The 26847-nt window shown below is 73.9% G+C and carries 20 protein-coding genes, 1 pseudogene and 1 riboswitch; of the genes and pseudogenes, 6 read left to right on the top strand and 15 right to left on the bottom strand.

Annotation, left to right across the window (positions count from 1 at the left end; translation table 11 throughout):
• Together ACFPZN_RS50900 and ACFPZN_RS50895 are read right to left on the bottom strand one after the other, a co-directional pair.
• Positions 1 to 671 (bottom strand): annotated as a pseudogene (locus ACFPZN_RS50900) (hypothetical protein); the annotation flags it as partial.
• A gap of 79 nt (positions 672 to 750) precedes the next feature.
• Positions 751 to 1137 (bottom strand): hypothetical protein, encoded by a 387-nt coding sequence (locus tag ACFPZN_RS50895; RefSeq protein ID WP_378291576.1) that lies wholly within the window; start codon positions 1135 to 1137, stop codon positions 751 to 753.
• Between the two features lie 299 nt (positions 1138 to 1436).
• On the opposite strand from ACFPZN_RS50895, the gene ACFPZN_RS50890 reads away from it, so the two are divergent.
• Positions 1437 to 1793, top strand: coding sequence for an antibiotic biosynthesis monooxygenase family protein (locus ACFPZN_RS50890; protein WP_378291574.1), 357 nt, complete (start codon positions 1437 to 1439; stop codon positions 1791 to 1793).
• A 69-nt stretch (positions 1794 to 1862) separates the two neighbouring features.
• Here the strand turns inward: ACFPZN_RS50890 and ACFPZN_RS50885 are convergent, their stop codons facing one another.
• From ACFPZN_RS50885 to ACFPZN_RS50870, 4 genes are all read right to left on the bottom strand, one after another.
• Complete coding sequence (locus ACFPZN_RS50885) at positions 1863 to 2144, bottom strand: GNAT family N-acetyltransferase (RefSeq protein WP_378291572.1); 282 nt, start codon at positions 2142 to 2144, stop codon at positions 1863 to 1865.
• A gap of 58 nt (positions 2145 to 2202) precedes the next feature.
• Positions 2203 to 3780, bottom strand: coding sequence for a citramalate synthase (gene cimA, locus ACFPZN_RS50880; RefSeq protein ID WP_378291570.1), 1578 nt, complete (start codon positions 3778 to 3780; stop codon positions 2203 to 2205).
• 303 nt (positions 3781 to 4083) lie between these two features.
• A complete protein-coding gene (locus ACFPZN_RS50875; RefSeq protein ID WP_378291568.1) occupies positions 4084 to 5199 on the bottom strand; it encodes a branched-chain amino acid aminotransferase in 1116 nt (371 codons plus the stop codon).
• Between the two features lie 157 nt (positions 5200 to 5356).
• Positions 5357 to 6412, bottom strand: coding sequence for a 3-isopropylmalate dehydrogenase (locus tag ACFPZN_RS50870; protein ID WP_378291566.1), 1056 nt, complete (start codon positions 6410 to 6412; stop codon positions 5357 to 5359).
• Between the two features lie 194 nt (positions 6413 to 6606).
• Here ACFPZN_RS50870 and ACFPZN_RS50865 point away from each other — a divergent pair, with 194 nt between their 5' ends.
• Both ACFPZN_RS50865 and ACFPZN_RS50860 read left to right on the top strand, forming a co-directional pair.
• A complete protein-coding gene (locus tag ACFPZN_RS50865; RefSeq protein ID WP_378291564.1) occupies positions 6607 to 7227 on the top strand; it encodes a hypothetical protein in 621 nt (206 codons plus the stop codon).
• Between the two features lie 76 nt (positions 7228 to 7303).
• On the top strand, positions 7304 to 9913 hold the full coding sequence (locus ACFPZN_RS50860; protein ID WP_378291578.1) for a LuxR C-terminal-related transcriptional regulator: 2610 nt from the start codon (positions 7304 to 7306) through the stop codon (positions 9911 to 9913).
• A 27-nt stretch (positions 9914 to 9940) separates the two neighbouring features.
• Here the strand turns inward: ACFPZN_RS50860 and ACFPZN_RS50855 are convergent, their stop codons facing one another.
• Positions 9941 to 12556 carry an AAA family ATPase gene (locus ACFPZN_RS50855; RefSeq protein WP_378291562.1) on the bottom strand — a complete coding sequence of 872 codons (2616 nt, stop codon included), beginning with the start codon at positions 12554 to 12556 and terminating at the stop codon, positions 9941 to 9943.
• A gap of 302 nt (positions 12557 to 12858) precedes the next feature.
• A riboswitch (cobalamin riboswitch) is annotated at positions 12859 to 13043 on the top strand.
• 31 nt (positions 13044 to 13074) lie between these two features.
• Here ACFPZN_RS50855 and ACFPZN_RS50850 point away from each other — a divergent pair.
• Positions 13075 to 13314 carry a CbtB domain-containing protein gene (locus ACFPZN_RS50850; protein WP_378291560.1) on the top strand — a complete coding sequence of 80 codons (240 nt, stop codon included), beginning with the start codon at positions 13075 to 13077 and terminating at the stop codon, positions 13312 to 13314.
• Positions 13315 to 13330: 16 nt separating this feature from the next.
• Positions 13331 to 14104, top strand: a complete 774-nt coding sequence (locus tag ACFPZN_RS50845) for a CbtA family protein (RefSeq protein WP_378291558.1) — start codon at positions 13331 to 13333, stop codon at positions 14102 to 14104.
• Between the two features lie 159 nt (positions 14105 to 14263).
• Here the strand turns inward: ACFPZN_RS50845 and ACFPZN_RS50840 are convergent, their stop codons facing one another.
• The 4 genes from ACFPZN_RS50840 to ACFPZN_RS50825 form a co-directional block, all read right to left on the bottom strand.
• Positions 14264 to 14977 (bottom strand): (2Fe-2S)-binding protein, encoded by a 714-nt coding sequence (locus ACFPZN_RS50840; RefSeq protein ID WP_378291556.1) that lies wholly within the window; start codon positions 14975 to 14977, stop codon positions 14264 to 14266.
• 437 nt (positions 14978 to 15414) lie between these two features.
• On the bottom strand, positions 15415 to 17004 hold the full coding sequence (gene serA / locus ACFPZN_RS50835; RefSeq protein WP_378291554.1) for a phosphoglycerate dehydrogenase: 1590 nt from the start codon (positions 17002 to 17004) through the stop codon (positions 15415 to 15417).
• A gap of 424 nt (positions 17005 to 17428) precedes the next feature.
• Positions 17429 to 18079 carry a thymidylate synthase family protein gene (locus ACFPZN_RS50830; RefSeq protein WP_378291551.1) on the bottom strand — a complete coding sequence of 217 codons (651 nt, stop codon included), beginning with the start codon at positions 18077 to 18079 and terminating at the stop codon, positions 17429 to 17431.
• 308 nt (positions 18080 to 18387) lie between these two features.
• Entirely contained in the window at positions 18388 to 19956 is a 1569-nt protein-coding gene (locus ACFPZN_RS50825) for a DUF2079 domain-containing protein (RefSeq protein WP_378291549.1), read from the bottom strand.
• Between the two features lie 146 nt (positions 19957 to 20102).
• Between ACFPZN_RS50825 and ACFPZN_RS50820 the strand changes: the two genes are divergently transcribed.
• Complete coding sequence (locus tag ACFPZN_RS50820) at positions 20103 to 20924, top strand: hypothetical protein (RefSeq protein WP_378291547.1); 822 nt, start codon at positions 20103 to 20105, stop codon at positions 20922 to 20924.
• Positions 20925 to 21102: 178 nt separating this feature from the next.
• On the opposite strand, the gene ilvC is transcribed toward ACFPZN_RS50820, so the two are convergent.
• From ilvC to ACFPZN_RS50800, 4 genes are all read right to left on the bottom strand, one after another.
• Positions 21103 to 22086, bottom strand: a complete 984-nt coding sequence (gene ilvC, locus ACFPZN_RS50815; RefSeq protein WP_378291545.1) for a ketol-acid reductoisomerase — start codon at positions 22084 to 22086, stop codon at positions 21103 to 21105.
• A gap of 96 nt (positions 22087 to 22182) precedes the next feature.
• Positions 22183 to 22707: an acetolactate synthase small subunit gene (ilvN, locus tag ACFPZN_RS50810; RefSeq protein ID WP_378291543.1), complete on the bottom strand. Its 525-nt coding sequence runs from the start codon at positions 22705 to 22707 to the stop codon at positions 22183 to 22185.
• A gap of 5 nt (positions 22708 to 22712) precedes the next feature.
• The gene (locus tag ACFPZN_RS50805; protein WP_464041778.1) at positions 22713 to 24530 is read right to left on the bottom strand and encodes an acetolactate synthase large subunit; all 1818 of its coding nucleotides are present in this window, start codon (positions 24528 to 24530) and stop codon (positions 22713 to 22715) included.
• Between the two features lie 181 nt (positions 24531 to 24711).
• The coding region (locus tag ACFPZN_RS50800; RefSeq protein ID WP_378291539.1) for a putative bifunctional diguanylate cyclase/phosphodiesterase at positions 24712 to 26847 on the bottom strand (2136 nt) is incomplete at its 5' end.

Raw genomic sequence — 26847 nt, 5'->3', positions numbered from 1 at the left:
CTTCGACAGCAGCGCGTGGCAGACCACGTTGGAGTCGGTGAAGATCCGGTTGTGGTCGCCGGTGGTGAACAGGATCGGCGTGGTGATCTTTGAGGCGCGGGCGGTGGAAGGGGCGGTGTGGGCGCCCCGGCGGGCTGCTGCGGGACGGTGGGTCCCGCGGGCGCCTCGGGCCCGGGGGCGGGCGGAGCCTCCTGCCGGAGGGCGGCGGGCCGCTCCCCCGTGCTCTCCTCGGCGCCGAACTGCTCGGTCCACGGCCCCGGCTCGGAGGCCTTGAACATGACCACCTCCGGCGGCGTCTTCGGCGCCGGAGGGGCGGCGGCCGCGGCGACGACGGGCGGCGGCGCCGCGGGCTCGGCCGGCTCGGGGTCTTCGGGCGCCGTCTCCGCGACGGTCTCGTCCGGCGGCGCGAGGACCGGCCGGTCGACGAACGTGTCGGCGGCGCCGGTCTCGACGTCGGTCACGGTCGAGGGCGCCTCGGGCGGCTCCACGACCGTGGCCGCCGGGTCGGCCGGCTCCGGGGTCAGCGGCCGGTCCACGACGGTGGAGTCGGCGGGGTCCGCCGGGACGGTGTCGGCCTCGTCGTCCTGCGCACCGCCCGTGGCCTGCGGGATCGCGAACTCGGTGGTGCTCTTGTGGTCCGGGGGGACGTACCCGGGCTCCTCGCCGCTCAACTCCGTCACCTTCCCATGGCGTGGGCCCCGATGGCCGGGCTCATGGAGTCCGACGACGGCGGCGGCCCCGAGGTTCGGATCAGCCCGCGGCGGCGGGCTCCAGGCCGCGGCGGGCCGCCGCCCGCTGGTGCCGGTCCAGCATGTCGGTGATCATCCCGATCGCGTCGGGACGGGTGGTGTCCAGGCCCTCGCTGAGCCAGCGGCTCGCCTCGGCCAGCAGTTCCTCCGAGCCGGCGGCGCCGCGCTCGTCGGCCAGCCGGTTCAGCACGGCGCTCAGCCGGATCGCGGCGCCGGGCCGGTCGCTCTCGGCGGCCTGCCGGAACCAGCGGGCGGCCTGGTCGAGGTCGCCCTCGCTCTCGTACAGCAGCCCGAGCCCGAAGGCGATCTCGCCCCACGAGCCGCCGCACGGCCCGCCCAGGCCGCGATGCTCCGCGGGCTCGGGACGCGAGAGGCGGACGACGGACATGCGATCACTCCGTGGGTTCATGGGTCAGGGGTTCGGAAACCGCCGGGCCACGGCGCCGGGTGCGGATCCGGGCGGCCGCGGCCGTGGGATCAACATCATGACGGCCGGAGAACGGGTTCGCCACTCGTTTGGACGGTAACGGCGATTTTCCCGACGGACGGCCGCTTACCGCAGTCATCGCCCATGTCAGACATGCCCAGTTAACCGGGCGACCGGGGCGCGCCGGGCGGCGGGTGCCCGAGGGGGCGCGGGGGCCGCCGGATAGGGTCGGTCACGGAGATCGACGAAGGAGTCCGACCGTGTCCGTGGTGAAGATCAACGTACTGACCGTCCCCGAGGAGATGCGCGCGGAGCTCGAGAAGCGCTTCGCCGGCCGGGCCGGAATGGTCGAGGCCGCCGACGGCTTCGAGCACTTCGAGCTGCTCCGCCCGGTGGACGGCACCGACCGCTACCTCGTCTACACCCGCTGGCGCAGCGACGAGGACTTCACGCGCTGGACGGAGAGCCAGGCGTTCCAGCGCGGCCACGCCCAGGCGGGCGGCGGCGGGGGCGAAGGCCAGGGCCACGGCCACGGGCATGGCCACGGCGGGCCCGCGGCCACCGGCTCGGAGCAGTGGTCGTTCGAGGTGCTCCAGAGCGCCGGCCCCAAGGAGTAGCGCCCCGCGAAGGCGTGAACGGCCCTCCCGGCGGCGCGCCGGATCGCGCGCCGCCGGAAGGGCTCGGGCTCACGCCTCGACGAGATCCTGGTAGTCGGGGTGCTTCTCGATCCAGCCCTTGATGAACGGGCACAGCGGCACGACCGCGAGGCCCTTGGCCCGCGCGTCGTCCAGCGCGCCGCGGGCGAGGGCGCCGCCGACGCCCTGCCCGCCGAACGCCCCGTCCACCTCGGTGTGCGTGAACACGATCTTGCCCGGGCGGAGCCGGTACTCCGCGAACCCGGCCGGCTCGCCGTCCACGCGGACCTCGTACCGCTTCGCCTCGGCGTTGTCGGTGACCTCTTTGCTCATGTCCCGCTCAATGCCCGGCGGGCCGCAAAGATTCCTTCCGGGGGAACCCCGGGCACGCTCAGCTCACCTCGTGGCCCGCGTGCAGCAGGCAGTAGGTGACGGCCTCCTCCAGGGCCTGCCAGGACGCCGCGATGACGTTGTCCTCGACCCCCACGGTCCCCCACTCGCGCTCGCCGTCGCTGGACTCGACCAGGACCCGGGTGCGGGCGCCCGTCCCGTGCGAGCCCTCCAGGATCCGGACCTTGTAGTCGACCAGCTCCAGCCGGGCCAGCTCCGGGTAGAGCCGCCCCAGCGCCACCCGCAGCGCGTTGTCCAGGGCGTTGACCGGGCCGTTCCCCTCGCCGGTGGCGACGATCCGCTCGCCCTTGGCGTGCAGCTTCACCGTGGCCTCGCTGACCATGGAGCCGTCCGGGCGGCGCTCGACGATCGCCCGCCACGACTCGACCTCGAAGTGCCGCTGCCGGACGCCGGTCAGCTCCTCGCGCAGCAGCAGCTCGAACGAGGCGTCGGCCGCCTCGAAGGTGTAGCCGGTCGACTCCAGCTCCTTGACCCGCGCCACGACCTGCTTGGCCTTCTCGCCGGACAGGTCGTAGCCGAGCTCGCGGCCCTTGAGCTCCACCGAGGCGCGCCCGGCCATGCTGGAGACCAGCATCCGCATGTCGTTGCCGACGGTCGCGGGGTCGATGTGCTGGTAGAGGTCGGGGTCCACCTTGATCGCCGAGGCGTGCAGCCCGGCCTTGTGCGCGAACGCCGACAGCCCCACGTACGGCTGCTGCGAGCTGGGCGTGACGTTGGTGACCTCGGAGACCGCGTGCGCGATCCGGGTCATCTCGGCCATCTGGCCCTCGGACACCAGCCGCATGCCCCGCTTGAGCTGGAGGTTGCCGATGACGGTGAACAGGTTGGCGTTGCCGCTGCGCTCGCCGTACCCGTTGGCGCAGCCCTGCACGTGGGTGGCGCCGGCCTTCACCGCGGCCAGCGAGTTGGCCACCGCGCAGCCGGAGTCGTCGTGGCAGTGGATGCCGACGCGGGCGCCGGCCGAGACGACCTCGTGCACGACGTCGGCCAGCTCGTCGGGGAGCATCCCGCCGTTGGTGTCGCACAGCGCGACGACGTCGGCGCCGGCCTCGGCGGCGGTCCGCACGACCTCCAGCGCGTAGGCGCGGTTGGCCTTGTAGCCGTCGAAGAAGTGCTCGGCGTCCAGGAAGACGCGTTGGCCCTCCGCACGCAGGTGGGAGACCGTGTCGCGGATCATCGCGAGGTTCTCCTCCAGGGTCGTGCGGAGGGCCAGCTCGACATGCCGGTCGTGGCTCTTGGCGACGAGCGTCACGACCGGCGCGCCGGATTCGCGCAGGGCGGCCACCAGGGGGTCGTCGGCGGCCTTCACTCCGGCCCGGCGGGTCGCGCCGAACGCGGTGAGCTGCGCGTGCCTCAGGTCGAGCTCGGTCTGGGCCCGCCTGAAGAACTCGGTGTCCTTGGGGTTGGCGCCGGGCCAGCCGCCCTCGATGAATCCGACGCCCAGGTCGTCGAGGTGGCGCGCGACGGCCAGCTTGTCGGCCACGGAGAGGTTGAGCCCCTCCTGCTGCGAGCCGTCGCGCAGCGTGGTGTCGTAGACGTGGAAGGCGTCAGCCTGCATCGTCGTGTTCCCCCTCAGGGTTCTGGGCTGGCGCGCCGCTTGCCGTCCGTGCCGCTCCGCCGCGTTCCGCGGAGTCCTGGAATGCAAAAAGACCCCTCACGGACGTGAGAGGTCTGCGCGCCGGCGGTGTCCCGTTGTCAGCCGGCGCGCCAGCCGATAATCACGAGGCTGTGGCGCATGATGACGTCAGTCTGCCATACGGAGCGCGACGATGGGACATCGGTCTCAGCATCCGAGACGGGCGTGTCATCGTGCCTGGCCGGGCCCCCGCACGCGCGGGCGGGGGCCGGCCGCTCCCGCACCTCAGACGATCTTGTGGACCCAGCCGTACGGGTCGGGACGGGCGCCGTACTGGATGCCGATCAGCTCCTCGCGCAGCCGCATCGAGATCTCCCCGGGCTCACCGTCGCCGATGCTCCACTCGCGGTCGGCGCCCTTGACCTGGCCGACCGGGCTGATCACCGCGGCGGTGCCGCAGCCGAACACCTCGGTGATCTCGCCGGACGCGCAGCCGGCCTGCCACTCGTCCACGCTGATCTTGCCCTCCTCGACCGGGATGCCCAGGTCGGGGGCCAGCTTGAGCATCGAGTCGCGGGTGATGCCGGGCAGCAGCGTGCCGGTGAGCGCCGGGGTGAGCAGTCTGGGTCCCCGCCCGGGGCCATCCTCGCCCGAGCCGTACACGAACATCAGGTTCATCGACCCGACCTCCTCGACCCAGCGGTGCTCCACCGCGTCGAGCCAGACGACCTGGTCGCAGCCGTGCTCCACGGCCTGCGCCTGCCCCGCGAACGACGCCGCGTAGTTGCCGCCGGTCTTGGCCTCGCCGGTGCCGCCGGGCGCGGCGCGGGTGTAGTCGCGCGACAGCCAGACCGAGACCGGCCTGATCCCCCGGGCGTAGTAGTTGCCCGATGGAGAGGCGATGACCACGAACAGGAACTCGTCGGCGGGCTGGTTGACGCCGAGCGCGCGGGTGGTGGCGAACATGAAGGGCCGCAGGTAGAGGCTGAAGCCCTCCTTGGTCGGCACCCAGTCGCGGTCGGTGCGGACCAGCAGCTCCAGCGCGTCCACGAACAGCTGCTCGGGGATCTCCGGCATCGCCATCCGCCGGGCCGAGCGGTTCATCCGGGCGGCGTTCGCGTACGGGCGGAACGTCACGATCGTCCCGTCGGCCTGCCGGTACGCCTTGAGGCCCTCGAACAGCTCCTGGGAGTAGTGGAAGACCTGGCTGGCCGGATCCATCGGGATCGGCCCGTACGGCTCCAGCCGGGCGTCGTACCAGCCCTTCCCCGCCGCGTAACGGATGGTGACCATGTGGTCGGTGAAGTGCTGGCCCCAGCCGGGGTCGGCGAGGACGGCCTCGCGGTCGGCGGCGAGCGCGGGGCGCTCGCTGAGCGTGATCTCGAAGTCCAGCGTGCTCATCGTGGGGTCCTCTCCCGGATCGCCGCCCCGGCCCCGTCGCCGGTGGGCATTCCCTTAATCCTTATTGTCGTACTTCATCCAGCCCAACTCCTCCGTCGCGGCGCACACGAAAAACCGGGCGCGCCGCGAGGCGCGCCCGGTTGAGCGAACGCGCCGCCTAGCCGGATACTCGCTTGGCGATGGCGTCGCCGATCTGGGCCGTGGAACGGGCGCCCTGCCCGGCCCGCTCGGCCAGGTCCTCGGCGACGGCGCGCTCGACGCGGCGGGCGGCCTCGGCGGCGCCGAGGTGGTCCAGCAGCATGACCACCGACAGGATCGTGGCGGTCGGGTCGGCCTTGCCCTGCCCGGCGATGTCGGGGGCGGAGCCGTGGACGGGCTCGAACATCGAGGGGGCCGTGCCGTCGGGGTTGACGTTGCCGGAGGCGGCCAGGCCGATCCCCCCGGCGATCGCGGCGCCGATGTCGGTGATGATGTCGCCGAACAGGTTGTCGGTGACGACCACGTCGAACCGGCCCGGCTGGTTCACGAAGAACATGGTGGCCGCGTCGACGTGGCAGTAGTCGGTGGTGACCTGCGGGTACTCCGCCGCGACCTTCTTGAGGACGCGCTGGTAGAGGTCACCGGCGAAGGTCAGCACGTTGTCCTTGTGGACCAGGGTCAGCTTTCTGCGCGGCCGGTTGGCGGCCTGCTCGAAGGCGTACCGGACGACCCGCTCGACCCCGAAGGCGGTGTTGACGCTCTCCTGGGTGGCGACCTCGTGGGGGGTGCCCTTGCGCAGCACGCCGCCGACGCCCGTGTACGGGCCCTCGGTGCCCTCACGGACGACGATCATGTCGACGTCCTCCGTGGTCACCCCGGCCAGCGGGGTGGACACGCCCGGGAACAGCTTCACCGGACGCAGGTTGACGTAGTGGTCGAGCTCGAACCGGGCCCGCAGCAGCAGCCCGCGCTCCAGCACGCCGCTCGGCACGCTGGGATCGCCCACGGCGCCGAGCAGGATCGCGTCCTGCCCGCGCAACTCCTCCAGAACGGAGTCGGGCAGGGTCTCGCCGGTGCGGTGCCAGCGGGCGGCGCCGAGATCGTAGGACGTGCGCTCGAACGCCAGCCCGGACGAGGGGGCCACGGCGTCGAGGACCTTCAACCCCTCGGCGACCACCTCGGGACCGATCCCGTCACCGGGGATGACGGCCAGGTGAATGCTGCGGGATGCCATGCGCGCACTCTACTGCAAACGTCTCAGTTCCTGAGCATCCGTCTCAGATCCCGGTACGCATGTCTCGCCCGCCCGCTACCGTTCGGGCCACCGGCCGCGCTGTTGAGTAGGCCCTACTCATGGCGGGCGGGCCGGTGCCTGGAGGAGGCTCGGAAGACGGAGGCGACACGGCTTCCGCGGGAGGGAAGCCCATCATGGTGTACGCCAGGCTGCAGACCGTCCGGGGCATGCCCTGCCACGACGAGGCCGGGCCGGTGGAGCGCGAGCTGATGGAGATCGTGGCCCGCCACCCCGGCTTCGCCGGGCTGTGCCTGATGTCGGCCGTCGAGGACACCGAGGCGGGCGCGCTGCTCACCCTGTGGCGGACGCGGGAGGACGCCCGGCTCGCCGCCGACCGCACCGCGCGGGCACGGCCGTACCCCCGCCCGGTCACCCTGGAGAGCGACCGGATCTACCAGGTCCAGGGCGAGTACGAGGGGCCCGACGCCGGCAGTCCCGCCGCCGCGGCCGTGATCCTGTTCTTCGACGGCCCGTACGACGAGGAGTGGCTGGAGTCGGCCCGGTTCGCCCACCGCGAGCGGATCGCCCCGGCCCTGCTCGCCTCCCCGGGCTTCATCCGCGGCGTCGCCCTGTGGGACCCGCAGGACCGCGTCTGCGCCGTCGTCAACCTGGCGGTCTCGCTGGAGGCGCTGGCCCGCGCCGAGCGCGCGGTCAACTCCACCGAACTGCTCCCGGGCGAGAACCCGGCGCTGCTGACCGGGCCGGACCGCGCGGTCGTCCACCGCGTGTCGGGGTACGTGGGGGCGCCGTCCTGACCGCCGATCTGACCGGGAAACCGCGTAACGGTGGATCACGGGCCGTGACGGCTCGTACGATGCGGGCGTGGCCGCAATGCGCCAGCCGGAACCGCCCGCCCCGCCACGGCCCGGCGGCTGGCCCTTCGTCGGCCGGGCGGCCGAGGTGGCCGCGGTGCGGTCGGCGCTGCTCGACTCCACCCGCTCCGGGGTCGTCGTGGTCGGCGACGCCGGGGTCGGCAAGTCCTGGCTGGCCGCCAAGGTCGCCGACGACCTCGACCCGGGCCGCAACCTGGTGGTCCGGGCGAAGGGGACGCAGGCCGCGGCGCGGATCCCGTACGGGGCGCTCGCCCACCTGCTGCCCGCCGGTCCCGTCCGGGGCGGCGAGCCCCGGCTGGCCGCACCGGAGGCCGGGCGGCGCCTGGTCGTGGCCGTGGACGACGCGCACAGCCTCGACCCCGCCTCCGCCGAGCTGATCGCCGACCTGCTCGAGCGCGGCGCGGCCCGGCTGCTGGCGACGGCCCGTACCGGGGCGCGCGCCCCCTCCCCCCTCGCCCCCTTCTGGGGCGCGGACCCCGACGAGGCCGAACGCCGCGTACACCGCCTGGAACTGGGCCCCCTGGGGCACGCGCAGACGGCCCAGCTGCTGGAGGCCGCGGTCGGCGGCCAGGTCGAGGACGCGGGCTCCCGGCGGCTGTGGCGGGTCACCCGGGGGAACCCGCTGTTCCTGCGGGAGCTGGTCCTGGCCGGGATGCTCGAGGAGAGCGGCGGGGTGTGGCGCTGCGCGCCCGGCCCGACGCTCACGCCGCGGCTGCGCGAGCTGATCGAGGCGCGGATCGGCGGCGTGGACGAGCGGGAACGCCTCGCCCTGGAGTACCTGGCCCTGGGCGAGCCCCTGGACGAGGCGCTGCTGCACGATCTCACCGACGCGGCGGCGGTCGGCAGGCTGACCGGCCGGGACCTGGTCATGGCCGCCGGGGCGGAGCTGCGGCTCGTCCACCCCCTGTACGGGGAGGCGGTGCGGGCCGGGATGGGCCCGCTGGCGACCCGCACCCGGCTGCGCCGCCTGGCCGACGCGGTGGACGGCGCGGGCCTGCGGCGGCGCCAGGACGTGCTGCGGCTGGCCACCTGGCGGCTGGACTCGGGCGGCGGCACCGACCCCGACCTGCTGCTGAGGGCGGCCCGGATCGCCTGGTCGGGGTTGGCCATGGAGCCCGCCGCCCGGCTGGCGGCGGCGGCGCTGGAGGCGTACCTGGCGCGGCCGGAGCGGCGTCCGGGCAGCGCGGGCGAGGCCGCCGCGCTGCTGGCCACCGTCCTGCACTTCGCCGACCGCGACGGCGAGGCGGAGACGGCGCTGGGCGAGGTCGCGGGGCGGCTGCTCGACGATCGCGAGCGGGGCCTGCACGCGGGCGCGCTCGGGCTGGTCCTGGCCTGGGGCCTGGCCCGCGACGGCGACGCCCGCGCCGTCCTGGCCGAGGCCGCCGCCACGATCGGGGACCCGGCGTGGCGGCGGCACGTCCTGGCCCTCGGCGCGTGGATCGACCTGTCCGCGGGACGGGTCGCCGACGCCCGCGGCGCGGTGGAACGATCACGCGAGCTGGAACCGGCGCCCGCCCCGTTCGCCGCGGAGACCGGCGCGGCCGAGGCCCTCATCGGCGCCTACGGCGGCGACCACGCGCGGGCCGTGGCGATCGCCGCGGCGTCCATGGACGAGCGCGCCCGCTGGCGCGACGAGGTCCCGATCGTGATGCCCGTGCTCGCCCAGGCCCGCACGGTGGCGCACCTGTTCGCCGGCGAGGTCGGCGAGGGACTGGCGGCGACGGCCGCGGGCCTGGACCTGGTCGAGGAGTTCGGCCGGTGGAACCGGGTCGAGGCCTCGTTCTGCGGCTGGCGGGCCCATCTGCACCGGCTGCGCGGCGATCTGGCCGAGGCGGTGCGCTGGGCCCGGGACGGCGCGGCCCGGATCGGCGGCCGCTCGGCCATGTTCGCCGGGCTGTGCTTCGGCGAGCTGGCCTCCGCCGAGGCCCAGCGCGGCCGGGCCGGCGAGGCGGAGGAGGCGCTGCGCCGGGCCGAGGACCTGGCCCGCCCCGCCTGGCACGGCGTGGAGTTCTCCCTGGCCCTGGCCCGCCCGTGGGTGCTGGCGGCGCGCGGTCAGACCGGCGAGGCGGTGTCCGCCGCGCTGGCCGCCGCCGACGACGCCGAGGCCCGCGGACTGCGCGGGTACGCGATGTTCGCGCTGCACGACACCGTCCGCCTGGGTGCCGCCGACCGCGCCGCCGCCCGCCTGACGGCCCTGGCGTCCCAGATGGACGGCCCCCTGGCCCCTCTGTGCGCCCACCACGCCACCGCGGCCGCCGCCCGGGACGCCAAGGCGCTCGCCACGGCCTCGGAGTCGTTCGAGGCGCTGGGCATGCTCCTGTACGCCGCGGAGGCCGCCGCCCAGGGGTCGGCCGCCGCCCGCGCCCGGACGCTCGCCGAACGCTGCGGCAACCCGCTGACCCCCGCGCTGACCTCCCTGGCCGCGCCGCAGCTCACGTCCCGCCAGCGCGAGATCGCCCGGCTGGCCGCCCAGGGCCTCAGCAACAGGGAGATCGCCGACCGCCTGTCGATCTCGATCCGCACCGTGGGCAACCACCTGGTGATGATCTACGAACGCCTCGGCACCAGCGACCGCGAGTCCCTCGCGAGACTCTTCACCAACCCCTGACACCCCACCGGCACCACGCCGGCCGCCTCACTCCTTGCCCCACAATGAAACGTCGGTTACGCCTACGCGGTCGTAGACGGCCTGGAGGTGGTTGGCGACGGTGCGGACGGACAGGACGAGGCGTTCGGCGATCTCGCGGTTGCCGAGCCCGGCGGCGGCGAGGCGGGCGATCTCCAGCTGGCGGGTGGTGAGTTCGGGGGCGGCCAGGCCGGAGAGGGCGGGGGTGCGGGCGCCGGTGCAGTTTCCGGCCAGGAGCCAGGCCCGGGTGGCGGCGGCGTTGGCCTCGCGGGAGCCGGGGGCGTGCCGCTCGTGGGCGCGGGCGGCCTCGGCGGCGGTTTCGGCGGCGTAGAGGGTCATGCCCCGGTCGGCGAAGGCCTTGGAGAGGTCGTCGAGCGCTTCGGGGTCCTGTCTGGCGGCGGCGTCGGCGTGGCGGGCGCAGAGGCGGACGAGGGGCCCGTCGGTGTGCTCGGCCAGGTCGGCGAGGCGGTCGCGGGCCTGGGCGGCGGCGCCGAGGCGGACGGCGTCGTGCAGGGCGAACATCGCGTAGGGGCGCAGGGTCCGCTCCTCGAAGCGGGTGGCGGCGTCCAGGGCGATGGCGGCGGCGCCCGCGACGTCGCCGGAGGCGGCGCGGATCCAGGCGCGGCCGAGGTCGGCGCGGAAGTGGAAGATGCGCCCGCCGGGGATGCGGCGGCGCTGGGCCTTGCGCACGGCCGTGGTCGCGGTGGCGGCGTCCCCGGCGACGGACGCGGCGTAGGCGAGCATCTCGTGGCCGTGGCCGGACAGCGCCCAGAGCGCCCCGGTGCCGTGGGAGACGGCCTCGTGGGCCCAGCGGACGGCGCGCCGTATGTCGCCGCGCAGCAGGCACCACTCGACGCGCAGGGTGCGGGAGGTCGTGGCGGCGACGGGCGAGAGGTGCTCCTCGGTGAACAGGCGTTCGCCGTAGGCGATGTAGGAGTCGGCGGCGGCCAGGTCGCCGGCCCAGAGGGAGGCTGCGGCGCGGGCGTCGCTGTAGGTCGCCACGAGGCTGGGCATGTGCTCCAGCCATTCGGCCGAGGCGTCCAAAGCCTCGTCGGCCATGGCGACGGCCTCGTCGAACCGGCCGGTGAACACGAGCCGGAGGGCCTCGGCGCCGCCGGCCAGACCGGCGGCCTCGGGCGGGACGCCCGTGGCGGCGCGCAGTTCGGCGAGCTGCGGCTCCGCCTCGGCGAACCGGGCCGAGTAGACCCGGCCGACGGCCTGGTACGCCTGGATCTGCTGCCGTAAGGCCGGGGCGGTGGCGTGCGCGGCGGCGTCGTCCAGCAGGGCCTCGGCCCGCTCCTGCTCGCCCAGGCCCATGCTGAGGTTGAACGAGCGCATGCAGGTCACGCCGGTGCGGGTGGCCTCGTCCATCGGCTCGGCGGCGACCCTGGACAGCTGGGCCTCGACCTCGTCGTGCCGGCCCGCCAGCAGCAGGACGGGAGCGATCCGGACGGTCGCGGCGGCGTCCACGCCGGCGGCCAGCGCGGACCGTCCGCAGCGCAGGGCCAGGTCCATGTCGTGCAGCATGAACGCCTGGCCGCAGGCCGCGAGGAGCAGATCAGGCCCGGCGGGGGCGCCGGCGTCCAGGTGCCAGAGGGCGACGCGCAGCAGGTCGCCGTGCCGGCGCATCCCGGTGCCCTCCAGCGTCCGGGCGAGCGCGGTGAGGCGGTCGCGGACCCGTCCGGGGCCCGCGGCGGCCCGTGCGACCTCGCCGTACAGGGGGTGCGCGGTCCTGACCTCCAGGCGGCGCCCGGTGGCGGAGGAGGCGACCAGACTGCGGGTCTCGGCCCGTTCCACCGCGTCCTCGGAGGTCAGCTCGGCCAGCGTCGCTGCGCCGATCGGCTCGCCGAGCGCCACGTACTCCAGGACCTCGCGCTCGGCCTCGCCGGCGGCGGCCAGCCGTGTCTCGATCAGCCCGCGCAGCCGGGGGCTCAGCGGCAGATCGCCGTCCCAGTGCCAGACGCCGCGGGTCTGGGCGAGGCGTCCCTCGGCCAGCCCGGACAGCACCAGCTCGTGCAGGAACAGCAGGTTGCCCCGGGTGCTGTGGTAGAGCCGCCGGGCGGTGGGGGTGCCGAGCTGCCCGCCGAGCGCGGCCTCCACAACGGCCTGGCTCTCCAGCTTCGTCAGCGGCACCAGGTCGAGGCGCCGGGCCAGGTCGTCCTTCCACAGGGCGGTGACGGGGTCGGGGGCGGCGGCGCCGGTCCGCACGGTGGCCAGCACCCGGGCCTCCCGGTGCAGGACGAGATGGTGCACCAGGGCGGCCGAGGTGGGATCGAGCAGGTGGGCGTCGTCGACCGCGACCAGCAGCGGGGCCGGTTCGGCGAGGCCGCGCAGCGCCTCGGTGGCCCAGCGCAGGGGGTTGACGACGGTCGTCGCGACGTCCTCGACCGGCAGCAGGTGCCCGAAGGCGCCGAACGGGATGCCGGTGTTGGCGCTGGTGCCGCCGGTCCGCACGACCGTGAACCGGTCGGGTTCGAGCCGTTCCAGGGCCTCGTTCACCAGGCGGGTCTTGCCGACCCCCGCGTCCCCCGCGACCACCACGCCCCGCGTGGCCCGCGCGTTCAGCAGGGAGCCCACCTCGTCGAGCGTCGACGCACGGCCGGTGAACGGCCAGGAGGTACGCACACCAGGATCGTACGTCGCCGTGCCGGAGCCCCCGCGGCGAATTGAGTAAGGGCTACTCATGTGGCCCGCCTCCCGTTGTTGGACCCTCGATATAGGGAGCTTTTCCCGGACGGCATGCCAGCCCTTCCGGGACGGGCGACCTGTACGCCCCGGCGGCGGCCGGCCGAAACACACCGCCGCCGGCTTAGGAGGGGGCATCGTCCGTATCTCCAGCGGGGGGAGATACGAACGGTGTCCCCTCTTTCACGTCGTGCATGCACCGGCGTGGCGAGCCGGAGACTTGACGCGGAGCCCGGTCAAAGGGGACCCTCAGGGCGACAAGTTCACATATGAGGCGACGGTGCGCAGGAACCTGGTGCGATTCCAGGACGGTCCCGCCACTGTGACCAGGGAGCCTCTCCCGCACGCGACCACGGCCCGCCGGCTGGAAGGTCGGGAGAGGCGATGATCTGGGAGTCAGGAGACTGACCCGTCGTCCTCCCGTACCGGGGCGAGTGCACCCCGTGAGGAGATCCCCAATGGCCCAGCCCGCCGTTCCCCCGACGCAGGCCGCCGCGCCGTCTCCGGCCGCCCTTCCCGTCCCGCACCGCGTGCCCGTCCGCGAGATCCTGCCCTGGGCGGTGTTCGCGCTGGTCCTGGGCGCCGCGCTGCTCTACTTCGTCGGCGCCGAGCAGGGCGCCACCTCCCTCGTCGGCGGTACCTGGGTGCACGAGTTCACCCACGACGGCCGTCATCTGCTCGGCTTCCCCTGCCACTGAGGCGGGGGACCCGTTGATGATGAGGTCCCTGCTGGTCCGCGGCATGATCGTCGGTCTGGTCGCGGCGGCGGCCGGGCTGCTGATCGCCTGGATCTACGGCGAGCCCCAGGTGGCGAACGCGATCGCGTTCGAGGAGTCCCAGGCGGCCGCCGAGCACGCCGCGCACGGCGCCGGGCACGGCGGCCACGCGGAGGAGGAGGTGGTGAGCCGGACGGTCCAGCAGACCATCGGGCTGATCACCGCCATGGCGTTCTACGGGGCGGCGGTCGGCGGCCTGTTCTCCATCGCGTTCGCCTTCGCCCTCGGGCGGATCGGGACGGCGGGCGCCCGCGCCACGTCCGGCCTGGTGGCGCTGCTGGGGTTCACGGCGGTCGTGCTGGTGCCGTTCCTGAAGTACCCGCCCACTCCCCCGGCGGTCGGGAACCCCGACACCATCGGGGGGCGCACGGCGCTGTACTTCGGCATGGTGGCGCTGGGCGTGCTGGCCACGGTCGCCGCGGTGATCGTGTTCGGCCGGCTGGCGCCGCGGCTGGGCTCGTGGAACGCCGCGATCGCCTCGACGGCCGGATTCGCGCTGGTGGTGGCAGTGGTGTTCCGGCTGACGCCGCGTCCCGACGCGGTGGCCGAGGGCTTCCCCGCGGCGGTCCTGTGGGACTTCCGGCTCGCCTCGCTGGGCGTGCAGGTGGTGCTGTGGGCGACGCTGGGGCTGCTGTTCGGCGCCCTCACCGAGCGGGCGTTCCGGCGGAGCGCGCCGTCCCGGGCGGAGGGCGAGCCCGTCCCGGCGGCCTAGGCCCTGTCTCGACGTGGCCCCAGGCACCGCGCGAGCGCGTTACCTGGGCGGTGAGGCGATGCCGGAGGCGAGCGTCACCGGCCAGATCGCGAAGCGATGCCGCGCTCGCCAAAGGCCCGGTAAGGGGCGAGCCGCCAGGCGAGCCCCGTAGGCCGGGACTCAGGAACACAGCGCGCAGTCGCCGCACATCTCGCCGCCGGGCGGCACCCGGTAGTAGAGGCAGCAGCTGCGCCGGACGAAGCCGCGCCGGTCGAAGGTTCCCGTGCCCTTGAGGGGTTCGTGCGCGAACAGCTCGTGGAGGAGGGAGCGCACCGGCGCGGCCAGCCCGGCGTCAAGGGTTCCGGCGCGCAGCGTCCCGGCGAGGGCGGAGGCGGCGTTGCCCCACAGGAGGCCGTCGGCGAGCCGGACGAACCCGAGCATGGTGGCGCGGAGCGGGCGCAGCTGCCGCTCGACGACCTCGCGGTGGACCAGCGCGGCCCCCTCGGCCGGGGTCGCGGCCCGGTGGCCGGACGGGTCGGCCAGCCACAGCGCGATCGGCGCGCCGGGCGCCCAGCGCCAGTGCAGGCCGGACAGGTCCGGGACGATCCCGCGCGCCGCGGCCGCGACCATCGGCGACCAGAGCCGCGAGGCGAGGCCCTGGAAGAGGATCGAGGCGGCGACCCGCCGCTCGGCGGTGCCGAGCCGGTCCGCGTAGGCGCCGGTGAGCTCGAGCAGCCGAGCGGTGTCGAGCTCGGGCAGCGGCCGCCAGGTCGGGTCGGCCTCTTCGGCGGGATCGGTGGTGATCTCGAAGAACGGGCCGAGCGCCGCGGCGCCGGCCAGCGCGGAGGCGACCTCGCGGGCTCCGGCCCGTTCCACGGTGGGTTCCGCCGTCATGTCCCCATGATCGCACCAGGGCGCGCTGACACGGGGCGCGGGGACACGCGGGTCAGCCGGCGGGACGGCCGCCGTTGTCGCGGCGGTCCAGCGCGGTCTGCAGCGCCCGCGCGGCCTCCTCGTCGGCGTCGTCGGGCGTGGCGGACAGGGGGTGGGAGTTCAGGGTGCGCATGGAAAGGCTCCGTAGCTTCACGGGAAAAGAGCGGCGATGGATCACAGGGCTTACGGCCAGTGCCGGACTCCGCGACGGGGTTGGCCCGCCTATCGGGCCCCGTCGCGGCGGCGAAGGATCACTACGAAGTGCCGCATCTCGCTTTCACGGTACCCGCCGTCCCCGGCACTGTCCTGACCCGTGGCCGAACTTCTCACATGCCGAGACGACGACGCCGTGACCCCGGCGAGCGGGATCACGGCGGCGGACGAGGTGCCCGATCGGATCAGCCGTCCAGGTCGACGCGGCGGCCGGTGTCGGCGCCGATCTCGTTCTTGATCACGTCGAGCAGCTGGACCGGGATGCCGGAGTCGACGGTCAGCGCGATCAGCGCCCGGCCGCCCTTGGTGTCCCGGCCGACCTGCATGCTGGCGATGTTGACCCCGGCGTCGCCGAGCAGCCGCCCGACCACCCCGACGATGCCGGGACGGTCGGAGTAGACGAAGAAGGCCATGTGCTCGGTCGGCACCAGCTCCATCTGGTAGCCGTTGACCTCGATGATCCGCTCGGTGTGCTTGGGGCCGGTGAGCGTGCCGGACACCGACACCACCGAGCCGTCGGTCATCGTGCCGCGCACCTGGACCACGTTGCGCCAGTCGGGGCTGTCGTCGGAGGTGGTGAGGGTGACCTCGACGCCGCGGTCGCGGGCCAGCAGCGGGGCGTTGACGAACGTCACCGCCTCCTCGATCACGTCCACGAACACGCCCTTGAGCGCGGCCAGCTCCAGCACCTTGACGTCGTGCTCGGCGATCTCGCCGCGGACCACCACGTCCAGCCGCACCGGCACGCCGCCGGCCAGCGCGGTGAAGATCCGGCCCAGCTTCTCGGCCAGCGGCAGGCCGGGCTTGACGTCCTCGGCGACCGCGCCGCCCTGGACGTTGACCGCGTCCGGCACGAACTCGCCGGACAGCGCCAGCTTCACCGAGCGGGCGACCTGGGTGCCGGCCTTCTCCTGCGCCTCGTGCGTGCTGGCGCCCAGGTGCGGGGTGACCACCACGTTGTCGTGGTGGAACAGCGGGCTCTCGGTGCACGGCTCGGTGCGGAACACGTCGATGCCGGCCCCGGCCACCCGGCCGTCCTTGAGCGCCAGCTCCAGGGCCTCCTCGTCGACGATCCCGCCGCGGGCGGCGTTGACGATGCGCACGCTGGGCTTGACCCGGTGCAGCTCGCGGTCGCCGATCAGCCCCAGGGTCTCGGGCGTCTTGGGCAGGTGGACGGTGATGAAGTCGCTCTCGGCCAGCAGCTCGTCGAGCGTGACCAGCTTCACGCCGAGCTGGGCGGCGCGGGCGGCCTGCACGTACGGGTCGAAGGCGATCACGTTCATGTCGAAGGAGGCCAGCCGCTGCGCGACCAGCACGCCGATCCGGCCGAGGCCGAGCACGCCGACGGTCTTGCCCTGCAGCTCGACGCCGGTGTACTTGGAGCGCTTCCACTCGCCCTGCTTGAGCGCGGCGTGGCCCTGTGGCACGTTCCGCGCGATCGCCAGCAGCAGCGCGATCGCGTGCTCGGCGGCGGTGACGATGTTGGAGGTGGGCGCGTTGACGACCATGACGCCGGCCTTGGTGGCGGCCTCGACGTCGACGTTGTCGAGCCCGACCCCCGCGCGCGCGACCACGCGCAGCTTGCGGGCGGCCTGGAACACCTCCGCGGTGACCTTGGTGGCGCTCCGCACGATCAGCGCGTCGACGTCGGCGACGGCGGGCAGCAGCGCCGCCTTGTCGGCGCCGTCGACCTGGCGGACCTCGAAGTCGGATTCGAGGACGGCGATGCCGGCCGGGGAGAGTTCTTCTGCGACGAGGACGACAGGCTTGCTCAAGGAACGGTCCTTCGGGACGTGGATGTGCAGAGGTGGGAAAAGCTGTGGGTGCGGGGAAAGTCGCGAGTCACCACGGTGTGCCCTCGGCTCGTTCCCGAGTCTATCCCCCGTCGGCGGCGCCCCTCGCGAACCGGGCGACACGCACCGGAACACACCATTTGTCCCGGCCAGCGCACTGGTCCCCCCGGTCATGCCCCGCCGCCCCGTACGGCCCAGAAGCGCCCCGAACCGTCCCGCGCGCACCGGTCCGCCGCCGCGTCCGCCCAGGTCGGAGGGGGCGGTCCGGGCGGGGCCGCATCCGGCCGGGGCCGCGTCCGGACGGCGGCGCCGCCCGCCGGCGTCCCGAACCGGCCTTTCCGGGCGGCGGGACCCGCTCCGGGGCGCCCGCGGGGAGGCGGATCTCACACCCCGCCGGCCGGCGGGGTCAAGCCGCGTTGGGCTCCGGGAGAGCCGTCAGGATGCCCGCCACGCGGTCGGCGTCGGCGACTTTGATGTGCGGGACGTCGACGAAGACCCGCAGCGGCCCCGACGGGAGCCCGAGCTCCTCGGCCACCTGCAGCTGGACGCCGCGCAGCGGGATGTAGGCCAGGTAGCCGTGGGAGACGTCCTGCGACCGGAACATCGCCGTCATGATCAGCCGGTAGCCGCGGATCCGGAACGACAGCGCGACCAGCCGCGGCACGGATCCGGCCGGTTCGCCGGGGACGACCAGGGAGATCCACGCGCTGGTGGTCCACGGCCGCGCCCGCAGCAGCTCGGTGACCCAGCGCAGCTGGTCGACGCCGTTCCGGTCGCGCATCCGCGCCCGGTGCTCCGGAACGCGGCGGTCCGGGCGGGTGCCGCCGCGGGTGCGCTCGTGCGCGCGGCCGACCAGCCGGTCGCGGTCGCCGTGCTCGCGCAGCAGCGGATCCTCCCAGCTCAGCGAGGCGATCTCGAACAGGGCCGGGGGTCCCTCGATGATCGGCCCGAGCTCCTCCATGCCGGCCTCACCCGCCGACCAGACGTGCCGGAGCAGCGCGATCCACGCCTGCCCGCACGTCTCCCACCGCTGGACGGCCCGGTCCGCGGCCGCCACCTCACCGCTCCTCGCCGTGTTCGCCTCCGCCGGCCGCATCGCGCCGCGGAGAATGAGCCGCCGTCGATGATCGGAGCCGGCGGGAGAATTGCCTCGCCGGTTCTCCGATTCGCTGCCCAGCACCGTTCATGTGTCCGCCCCACCACCGGCGCGGGCACGGCCACCTTGAGTGTTCGCCCTGGTGCGCCGGGGGTTGCCCGCGCCCGCTGCGACTTACTTCAAGTATCGGGCAAAAAACGCGGAAAGTGTAGGGCACGGCGCCAGGGGATGATTTTCACCGGCTTTCTGACACCCCATGCCGCCATGGGTCATCGGGGCGCCGCCGATTCGCGGGTGAGGACGATGTAACCGGCCTGCCGGAACACCGGGCGGTACCCCTCATTGATCAACCGCGCGACCCTGTGGCGCTGTTCTTCCAGGGTGGTGAAGGGAAAGGTGTGCCGCCCGATGTCGGCGACGACCCACGGGGCCCCGCGGGGCTCCCGGTCCCACAGCAGGACGCGGGTCCGCGCCGAGAGGGCGGGCCCCAGGTTGTTGGCGGTCTCGACCAGCGCGCCGTCCGGGACGGCGGCGACGGCGGCGCCCGCGGCCCGGTCGCGCCCGTCCGGGCGGTAGAGCCCGGGATCGGCCAGGTCGCCGAACGCGAAGAACGGGACGGTCACCACGGCCCCCGCCAGCAGCGCGGCGGCGGGCAGGTGGCGCCGCAGCGCCCGCCACGGCCGCATCCGCCGCAGCGCGGCGACCGGACGCGAACGGCGGAGCGCGGCGACCGGGCGCAGCCGGGTCAGCGCGGCCGGCGGGCGGCGGCCGCGGAGCCGGTACGCGCCGTCCACCGCCGCCATGACCAGGATCGCGACGATGAACGCGTTGTAGTGGTAGCCCGGCTCCCACCAGTTGGGGAAGCGGTCGGCCAGCATCCGTTCCGCCAGCAGCGGCAGCGCCGCCAGCGCCAGCGGGGACCGCAGCGGGAGCAGCAGCAGCGGGACGACCAGCAGCGCCATCGTGAGCAGCTTGACCGGCGGCGAGCCCACCGCGCCGGGCAGGATCCACGGGTGCGTCAGGACGCGCACGGCCGCGTCCGCCATCCCGTCGCCGAGCGAGCCGTACGCCCAGTAGTAGTCGTTGTCGCCGCCGAACAGCGAGATCAGCACCCGCGAGGAGGCCCAGGTCGCGGCGATCCCGGCCGCGGCGTAGGCGGCCCCGGCGCGCCGTTCGCCGCGCCGGGCGAGCAGGAAGAACCCGAAGCCGACCAGCAGCAGGCCCATGTCCTCCTTGACCATGAGCAGCCCGGCCGCGGCGAGGGCGGCCTGGACGCGGCGGCCCGCGTCGTACCGCTCCACGAGCAGCGCCGACAGCAGCGGCACGAACGCGACCTCGTGGAAGTCGAACGCCAGCGCCTCGGCGATCGGCCACGACAGCGCGTACGCCCCGGCGACCAGGTGCGCGGAGACCGGGCCGAACCGGCGCGCCGCGTACCGCCAGACGGGCACGGCCGCCAGCGCGAACAGCACGGCCTGCGCCACCAGCAGCGTCTCGGGGCCGTCGTGCAGCCAGTACAGCGGGGCCAGCACCGCCAGGATCGGGGAGAAGTGGTCGCCGAGCACGGAGAAGTCGGGGCCGAAGCCGTTGTGCACGCCCTTGACCATCGCGACGGGGGCGCCGAACCGGCTGTAGGACCGCAGCGCCTGGTCGAAGATGACCAGGTCGTAGGTGCTGGCCTGGAACGCCCGCAGCCGCAGCAGCGAGGACGCCGCGTACACCAGGGCCGACAGCGCGACGAGCGCGGCCAGGATCCGGGCGTGCCGGGACCGGCCTGACGCGGACCGGCCGGGGACGCCGCGGGACGCCGCGCGCCCCGCCGCCACCGCCTCCGCCACGTGCCAAGACGCTACCAGTGCCGCCGCACCCGTCCGGCCCGCGCCGCATGCCCGGCGCACGCCCGGGGCCCGGCGAGACACGCGGCGGCGCGTTCCCCCGTGCCGATCTCCGCGCGCCTTACCGTAACTACGATTCCCCGGCCTACATGGAGAACCCCGTGATCTCGGAGTACGCGATCAGTGTGCTGCACGACGTCCTTCGCGTGTACGACCAGCGATTCCTGGACCTGGACGGGCCGCAGCGCGAGCGACTGGTGGAGGAGACCCGGCGGGTGCTGGGCGAGGAGGCCCTCAGCGACGACGCCCGCGCCGCGCTGCCCTCGTCCTACCGGCTGCGGGCGTTCTGCATCCGGCACGGCCTGGGCGAGGAACTGGAGCGGCTGATCCGGGACGAGGTGGAGGGCCGTCCGGCGGGCGCCGTGGTGGTCGGCGGCCGGGTGTACGCCATGTACCCCTACCTGCGCGGCGTCCCGCGCCAGGACGCCGACATCACCGCCGAGGTCGGGGTGGCGCACCGGCTGGACGCGGCGGGCTGGCAGGGCCGCCGGCTGCGGCTGCGCGGCCGGGCGGGCATCGAGCGGGTCCAGGCCCGCGAGCACGGGGCCGAGATCATCCTGCGGGAGCGCGACACCGGGGAGGAGGCGCGCACCGCCGCCACCGCGACGCCGGACGAGGGCTTCGAGGCGGACGTGCCCGTACCCGGCCCCGGCCTCTGGGACGTTCACGTGGCCGTGTCGGCGCTCGGCGTGACCCGCGAGGCGCGGCTGGGCCCCGAGCGCGGCCCCCGTGTGAAGACGGAGCCGCAGCGCCGCGGCCTAGGCTCCGGCACGGACGCGACGATCCACTTCACCGGCGACGGCCATCTCGCCGTCCTGGTGGAAGGCGGCGAACACCACGACGGCGAGGCGCGCCCCGGCGGCCTGCGCGGCCTGCTGAGCCTCCCGCTGCGGCTGCTCCGCCGCGACTGACCGGCACCCGGAGCGGAGCGCCAGCGGAGTGGAGGGTGACGGTCAGTCTGCCCTTGCCGGGGAGTCTGAGGGGTCGCCCCCTCAGAGTGTTACTACCGCCCGGCACCGCACAGCGCCGAGGCCGCCCGCGCGTCACCCGCGGGCGGCCTCACGGCATTGAACGAGAAGGCTCGGTCGTTCAGTCGTTGAGCCAGCTCATCATCGGGCGGAGCTTGGCGCCGGTCTTCTCGATCGGGTGCTCGGCGAGCTGCTCGCGGTACTTGCCGAACTGGACCTGGCCGCCCTCGAACTCGGCCACCAGCTCCTTGGCGTACTCGCCGGACTGGATCTCGGCGAGGATCTTCTTCATCTCCGCCTTGGTCTCGGAGGTGACCACCCGCGAGCCGCGGCTGTACCCGCCGTACTCGGCGTTGTCGGACACCGACCAGTACATCTTGGAGATGCCGCCCTCGTAGATGAGGTCGACGATCAGCTTCACCTCGTGCAGCGTCTCGAAGTAGGCCACCTCCGGCTGGTAGCCGGCCTCGGTGAGCACCTCGAACCCGTTCTTGATCAGCTCGGAGAGCCCGCCGCACAGCACGACCTGCTCGCCGAACAGGTCGGTCTCGGTCTCCTCGGTGAAGGTGGTCTTGATCCCGCCGGCGCGCAGCCCGCCGATCGCCTTGGCGTACGACAGCGCCAGCGACCAGGCGTTCCCGGACGGGTCCTTCTCCACCGCCACGATCACCGGGACGCCGCGGCCCGCGGTGAACTGGCGGCGCACCAGGTGGCCCGGGCCCTTGGGCGCGACCATGCAGACGTCCACGCCCTCCGGCGGCTGGACCAGGTCGTAGCGGATGCTGAAGCCGTGCCCGAAGAACAGCGCGTCGCCGTCGACCAGGGCCGGCCTGATGTCCTTCTCGAAGATCTCGCGGTGGTGGTGGTCGGGCGCCAGCAGCATGATCAGGTCGGCCTCCTCGGCCGCCTCCGCCGGGGTCACCACGCGCAGCCCCTCGGCCTCGGCCTTCTCCCGGCTCGGGGAGCCCTCGCGCAGGCCGACCCGGACGTCGACGCCGGAGTCGCGCAGCGAGAGCGCGTGCGCGTGCCCCTGGCTGCCGTACCCGATGATGGCGACATGCCGGCCCTGGATGACGCTCAGGTCCGCGTCGTTGTCATAGAACATCTCAGCCACTGTGCTGCTGCCTTTCGTAGTTGATATCGGGTCGATCCCAGGGTGTCCGCGGTCCGGAGTGTCCGGGGGCGCTCCCGGACGCGCGGTTCACGCGCTGCGCTCGATGGCACGCAGCGAACGGTCGGTGATGGAGCGGGCGCCGCGGCCGATGGCGACCATGCCCGACTGCACCAGTTCCTTGATGCCGAACGGCTCCAGCATCCGGATCAGCGCGTCCAGCTTGTCGCGGTTGCCGGTGGCCTCGATGGTGACCGCGTCCGGCGCCACGTCGACGACCTTGGCCCGGAACAGCTGGACGGTCTCCAGCACCTGGGACCGGGTCTCGGCGTCGGCGCGCACCTTGATCAGCACCAGCTCGCGCTGGACCGAGGCGGAGGTGTCCAGCTCGACGATCTTGAGCACGTTGACCAGCTTGTTCAGCTGCTTGGTGACCTGCTCGAGCGGCAGCTCGGCCACGTTCACCACAATGGTCATCCGGGAGATCTCGGGATGCTCGGTGACGCCGACGGCCAGCGACTCGATGTTGAACCCGCGCCGCGAGAACAGCGCCGCCACCCTCGCGAGGATGCCGGGCTTGTTCTCCACCAGAACCGAGAGAGTGTGCAGGCTCATCGCGGTCAGTCTCCGTTCTCCCAGTCGGGGGCCATGTCCCGGGCGATCTTGATGTCGTCGTTGGCGGTGCCGGCGGCGACCATCGGCCACACCATCGCGTCCTGGTGGACGACGAAGTCGATGACCACCGGGGCGTCGTCGATCTCCATCGCCTTGGCGATGACCGCGTCGACGTCCTCGGCGCTGTCGCAGCGCAGCCCGACGCAGCCGTAGGCCTCCGCCAGCTTGACGAAGTCCGGGATGCGGACGGTCGTGGTCTCCTTCGACTGGAGGTCGGTGTTGGAGTAGCGCTCGTTGTAGAAGAGCGTCTGCCACTGCCGCACCATGCCGAGGTTACCGTTGTTGATCACCGCGATCTTGACCGGGATGCCCTCGATCGCGCAGGTCGCGAGCTCCTGGTTGGTCATCTGGAAGCAGCCGTCGCCGTCGATCGCCCACACCTGGGTGCCGGGCGCGCCGACCTTGGCGCCCATCGCGGCCGGGACGGCGTAGCCCATCGTCCCCGCGCCGCCGGAGTTGAGGAACGCGCCCGGCCGCTCGTACTTGATGAACTGCGCGGCCCACATCTGGTGCTGGCCGACGCCCGCGACGTAGTAGGCGTCGGGGCCGGCCAGCTCGCCGATCCGCTGGATGACGTACTGCGGCGACAGCGAGCCGTCGGCGGGCTGGTCGTAGCCGAGCGGGTAGGTCTCGCGCCAGGCGTTGAGCTGGCGCCACCAGGCCTCGTAGTCGCCGGTGCGGCCCGCGTCGTGCTCGGCCTGGACGGCGACGATCAGGTCGGCGATGACCTCGCGGGCGTCGCCGACGATCGGGACGTCGGCGTGCCGGTTCTTGGAGATCTCGGCCGGGTCGATGTCGGCGTGCACGACCTTGGCGTTCGGGGCGAACCCGTCCAGCTTGCCGGTGACCCGGTCGTCGAAGCGGGCGCCGAGGGTGACCAGCAGGTCGGCCTTCTGCAGGGCGCCGACCGCGCCGACGCTGCCGTGCATGCCGGGCATGCCCATGTGCTGCGGGTGGCTGTCGGGCAGCGCGCCCTTGGCCATCAGGGTGGTGACGACGGGGGCGCCGGTCAGCTCGGCCAGCACCTTCAGCTCCGCGGACGCGCCGGCCTTCAGGACGCCGCCGCCGACGTACAGCACCGGGCGCCGGGACTCCACGATCAGCCGTGCCGCCTCGCGCACCTGCTTGGAGTGCGGCCGGGTGACCGGGCGGTAGCCCGGGAGCTGCATGGTGACGGGCCACTCGAAGTCGAAGGTCGTCTGCAGCGCGTCCTTGGCGATGTCGACCAGCACCGGGCCGGGGCGGCCGGTGGCGGCGATGTGGAACGCCTCGACGATGGTGCGGGCGATGTCCTCCGGCTTGGTCACCAGGAAGTTGTGCTTGGTGATCGGCATGGTGATGCCGGCGATGTCGGCCTCCTGGAAGGCGTCGGTGCCGATCGCCTTGCTGGCCACCTGCCCCGTGATCGCCACCATCGGGACCGAGTCCATGTAGGCGTCGGAGATGGGGGTGACCAGGTTGGTCGCTCCCGGCCCGCTGGTGGCCATGCACACCCCGACCTTGCCCGTGACCATCGCGTAGCCCTGGGCCGCGTGCCCGGCGCCCTGCTCGTGCCGCACCAGGATGTGGCGAAGCTTCTCGGAGTCGAAGATGGGGTCGTACGCCGGGAGGATCGCGCCGCCCGGAATGCCGAACACGGTGTCGACGCCGACGTTCTCCAGGGCGCGGACCAGCGCCTGGGCTCCCGTCATCTGTTCGGTCGTCATGTTCCAGTTCCTTGGAGGAGTCTGTGCTCGCTGGGAGCGCGGGGTCCGCGGGGCCACCCGTTCTCAGGTCACACGGCCAACAAAAAACCCCCGCCGCCGGATGGCGGTCGAGGGGCGCGCGCAGGACGAGGTGCTTGATCAGCCTGCGCGCCGACCAAGTACTACGAGGATGATGGAACTGCTCTGCACGGGCCCCACTTTCGCCGACTTCCCGCCCGCGGTCAAATCCCTGGACAGTTTATCTCACCATGCGAGATGGCATGGGCGGTTCCATGGGCGGCTCGCCCAGCGGCAGCGCGATCGCCCCCGGCGGCAGGTCGCCGGGGGACTCCAGGTTGGTGCGCACCAGCGACTCCACCCGTCCCGCCGCCATCGGCCGCGCCACCAGGTAGCCCTGGCCCCGCGGGCACTCCATCCCGCGCAGCAGCTCCAGCTGCTCGGGCCGCTCGATGCCCTCGGCCACCACGGTCAGGCCCAGGTCGCTGCCCAGCCGCACGATCGTCCGGGTGAGCAGGGTCAGCGTCTCGTCCGAGCCCAGCCCCGCCACGAACGACGGGTCGATCTTGATGATGTCGACCGGGAGCTGCCCCAGGTAGGCCAGCGAGGCGTACCCGGTGCCGAAGTCGTCGATGGCCAGCCGCACGCCCAGGCCGCGCAGCTCCGACAGCCGCGCCACGTTCTGCCCCGCGTCCTCGACCAGCACCTCCTCGCGCACCTCCAGGGTCAGCGCGCTCGGCGGCAGCCCGGTCTCCTCCAGCGCCGCCGCGACCGACTCCACGAACCGCGGCGCCGCGATCTGCCGGGCGGTGAAGTTGACCGACAGCCCGATGTCCCAGGCCTCGCCGCGCCACCCGGCCACCTCCCGGCACGCCTCGCGCAGCACCCAGTCGCCCAGCGGCACCATCAGCCCGGACTCCTCGGCCGGGCCGATGAACCGCTCCGGCGGGACGCTCTCGCTCCCCCGCCACCAGCGCAGCAGCGCCTCCACCCCGGTCACCCGGGAGGTGGCCAGCTCCACCACCGGCTGGAACTCGACCGCGAACTGCTCCTCGGCCATCGCGCGCCGCAGGTCGCCGCCCAGCTCCAGCCTGCGTACGACGTCGGAGTGCATGTGCGGGGCGAACACCTCGACCCGGCCGCCGCCGAGCTCCTTGGCCCGGGCCATCGCCAGGTCGCCGTTGCGGATCAGGTCGGCCGCGCTGCGCCGCAGCCGCCGGCCCGCCGCCGCGGCCGACCGCGGGCCCGGCCGCCCGGACGCGCCCGGTCCGGCGGGCTCCTCCTCGTCGCCCGCGAACGCGATGCCGATGCTGGCGGTCAGCGCGATCCCCTTGCCGCCCACCTTGTACGGCTCCAGCGTCAGTACCCGCAGCATCCGCTCGGCCAGCTCCACCGCCGCGCGGGTCTCGGCCGCGCCCGGCCCGCCGCCCGCGCCGTCGCCCGCGAGCCGCACCAGGACGGCGAACTCGTCGCCGCCCCAGCGGCACACGGTGTCCTCGGCCAGCACGGTGCCGCGCAGCCGCCGCGCGGCCTGCGCCAGCACCTGGTCGCCCGCGGCGTGCCCGGCCGAGTCGTTCACGGCGGTGAAGCCGTCGAGGTCGACGAACAGCACCGCGACCCGGCCGCCGGCCCGCTGCCGGGACAGCACCTCCTGGGTGCGCTCCTCGAAGTAGGCGCGGTTGGGCAGCCCGGTCAGGCCGTCGTGGAAGGTCAGGTGGGTGACCTGGCGGCGCAGCGCGGCCTGCTCGCTCAGGTCCCGGGTGGTGATCAGCAGCCGTCCGGGGGCGTCCCCGGGGCCGCTGTAGCGGGAGATCGTCGACTCGGTGGGCAGCCAGGTGCCGTCGGCCGCGCGGACCCGGCAGGCCAGCCGCAGCGTGCCGTCGGCCGCGTCCCGGACCACCGCGTCCTCCACGGTGTCGACCGCGGGGACGGCGTCGTCGGCGGGCTCCTCGGGGTCGTCGGCGCTCCCGTCGCGGCCGTCGGCGTCGCCGTCGTCGTCGTCGCCGGACACGAACGCCAGGAACCCGGCCCGCACCCGCGGCAGGTCCTCCGGGTGGATGATCTCGTGCAGGGAGCGGCTCAGCAGCTCCCCGGGCGTGTAGCGGTAGGTGCGCAGCGCCCCGGCGCTGACGTACTGGACGATGCCCTTCAGGTCGCAGATGAGGACCGCGTCGTTGATGCTCTCCGACAGGGCGCGGAAGTGGTCCTCGCCGGTGCCGACCGCGCGCCGCAGCCGCTGGTTCTCCCGCAGCAGCCCGGCCAGCCGGCCCAGCACCACCAGCGTGGCCGTCCCCGCGACCATCGGCACCACCGGTTCCAGGCCGTTGGACCCGGTCAGCGAGTGCCCCGCGACGAACAGCGCCGCCGCGGCCGCGGC

The organism is Actinomadura rugatobispora (assembly GCF_042656285.1).
Lineage (GTDB): Bacteria > Actinomycetota > Actinomycetes > Streptosporangiales > Streptosporangiaceae > Spirillospora > Spirillospora rugatobispora.
The sequence above is the reverse complement of the archived record's forward strand: the minus strand, read 5'-3'. Positions and strand labels throughout refer to the sequence as shown.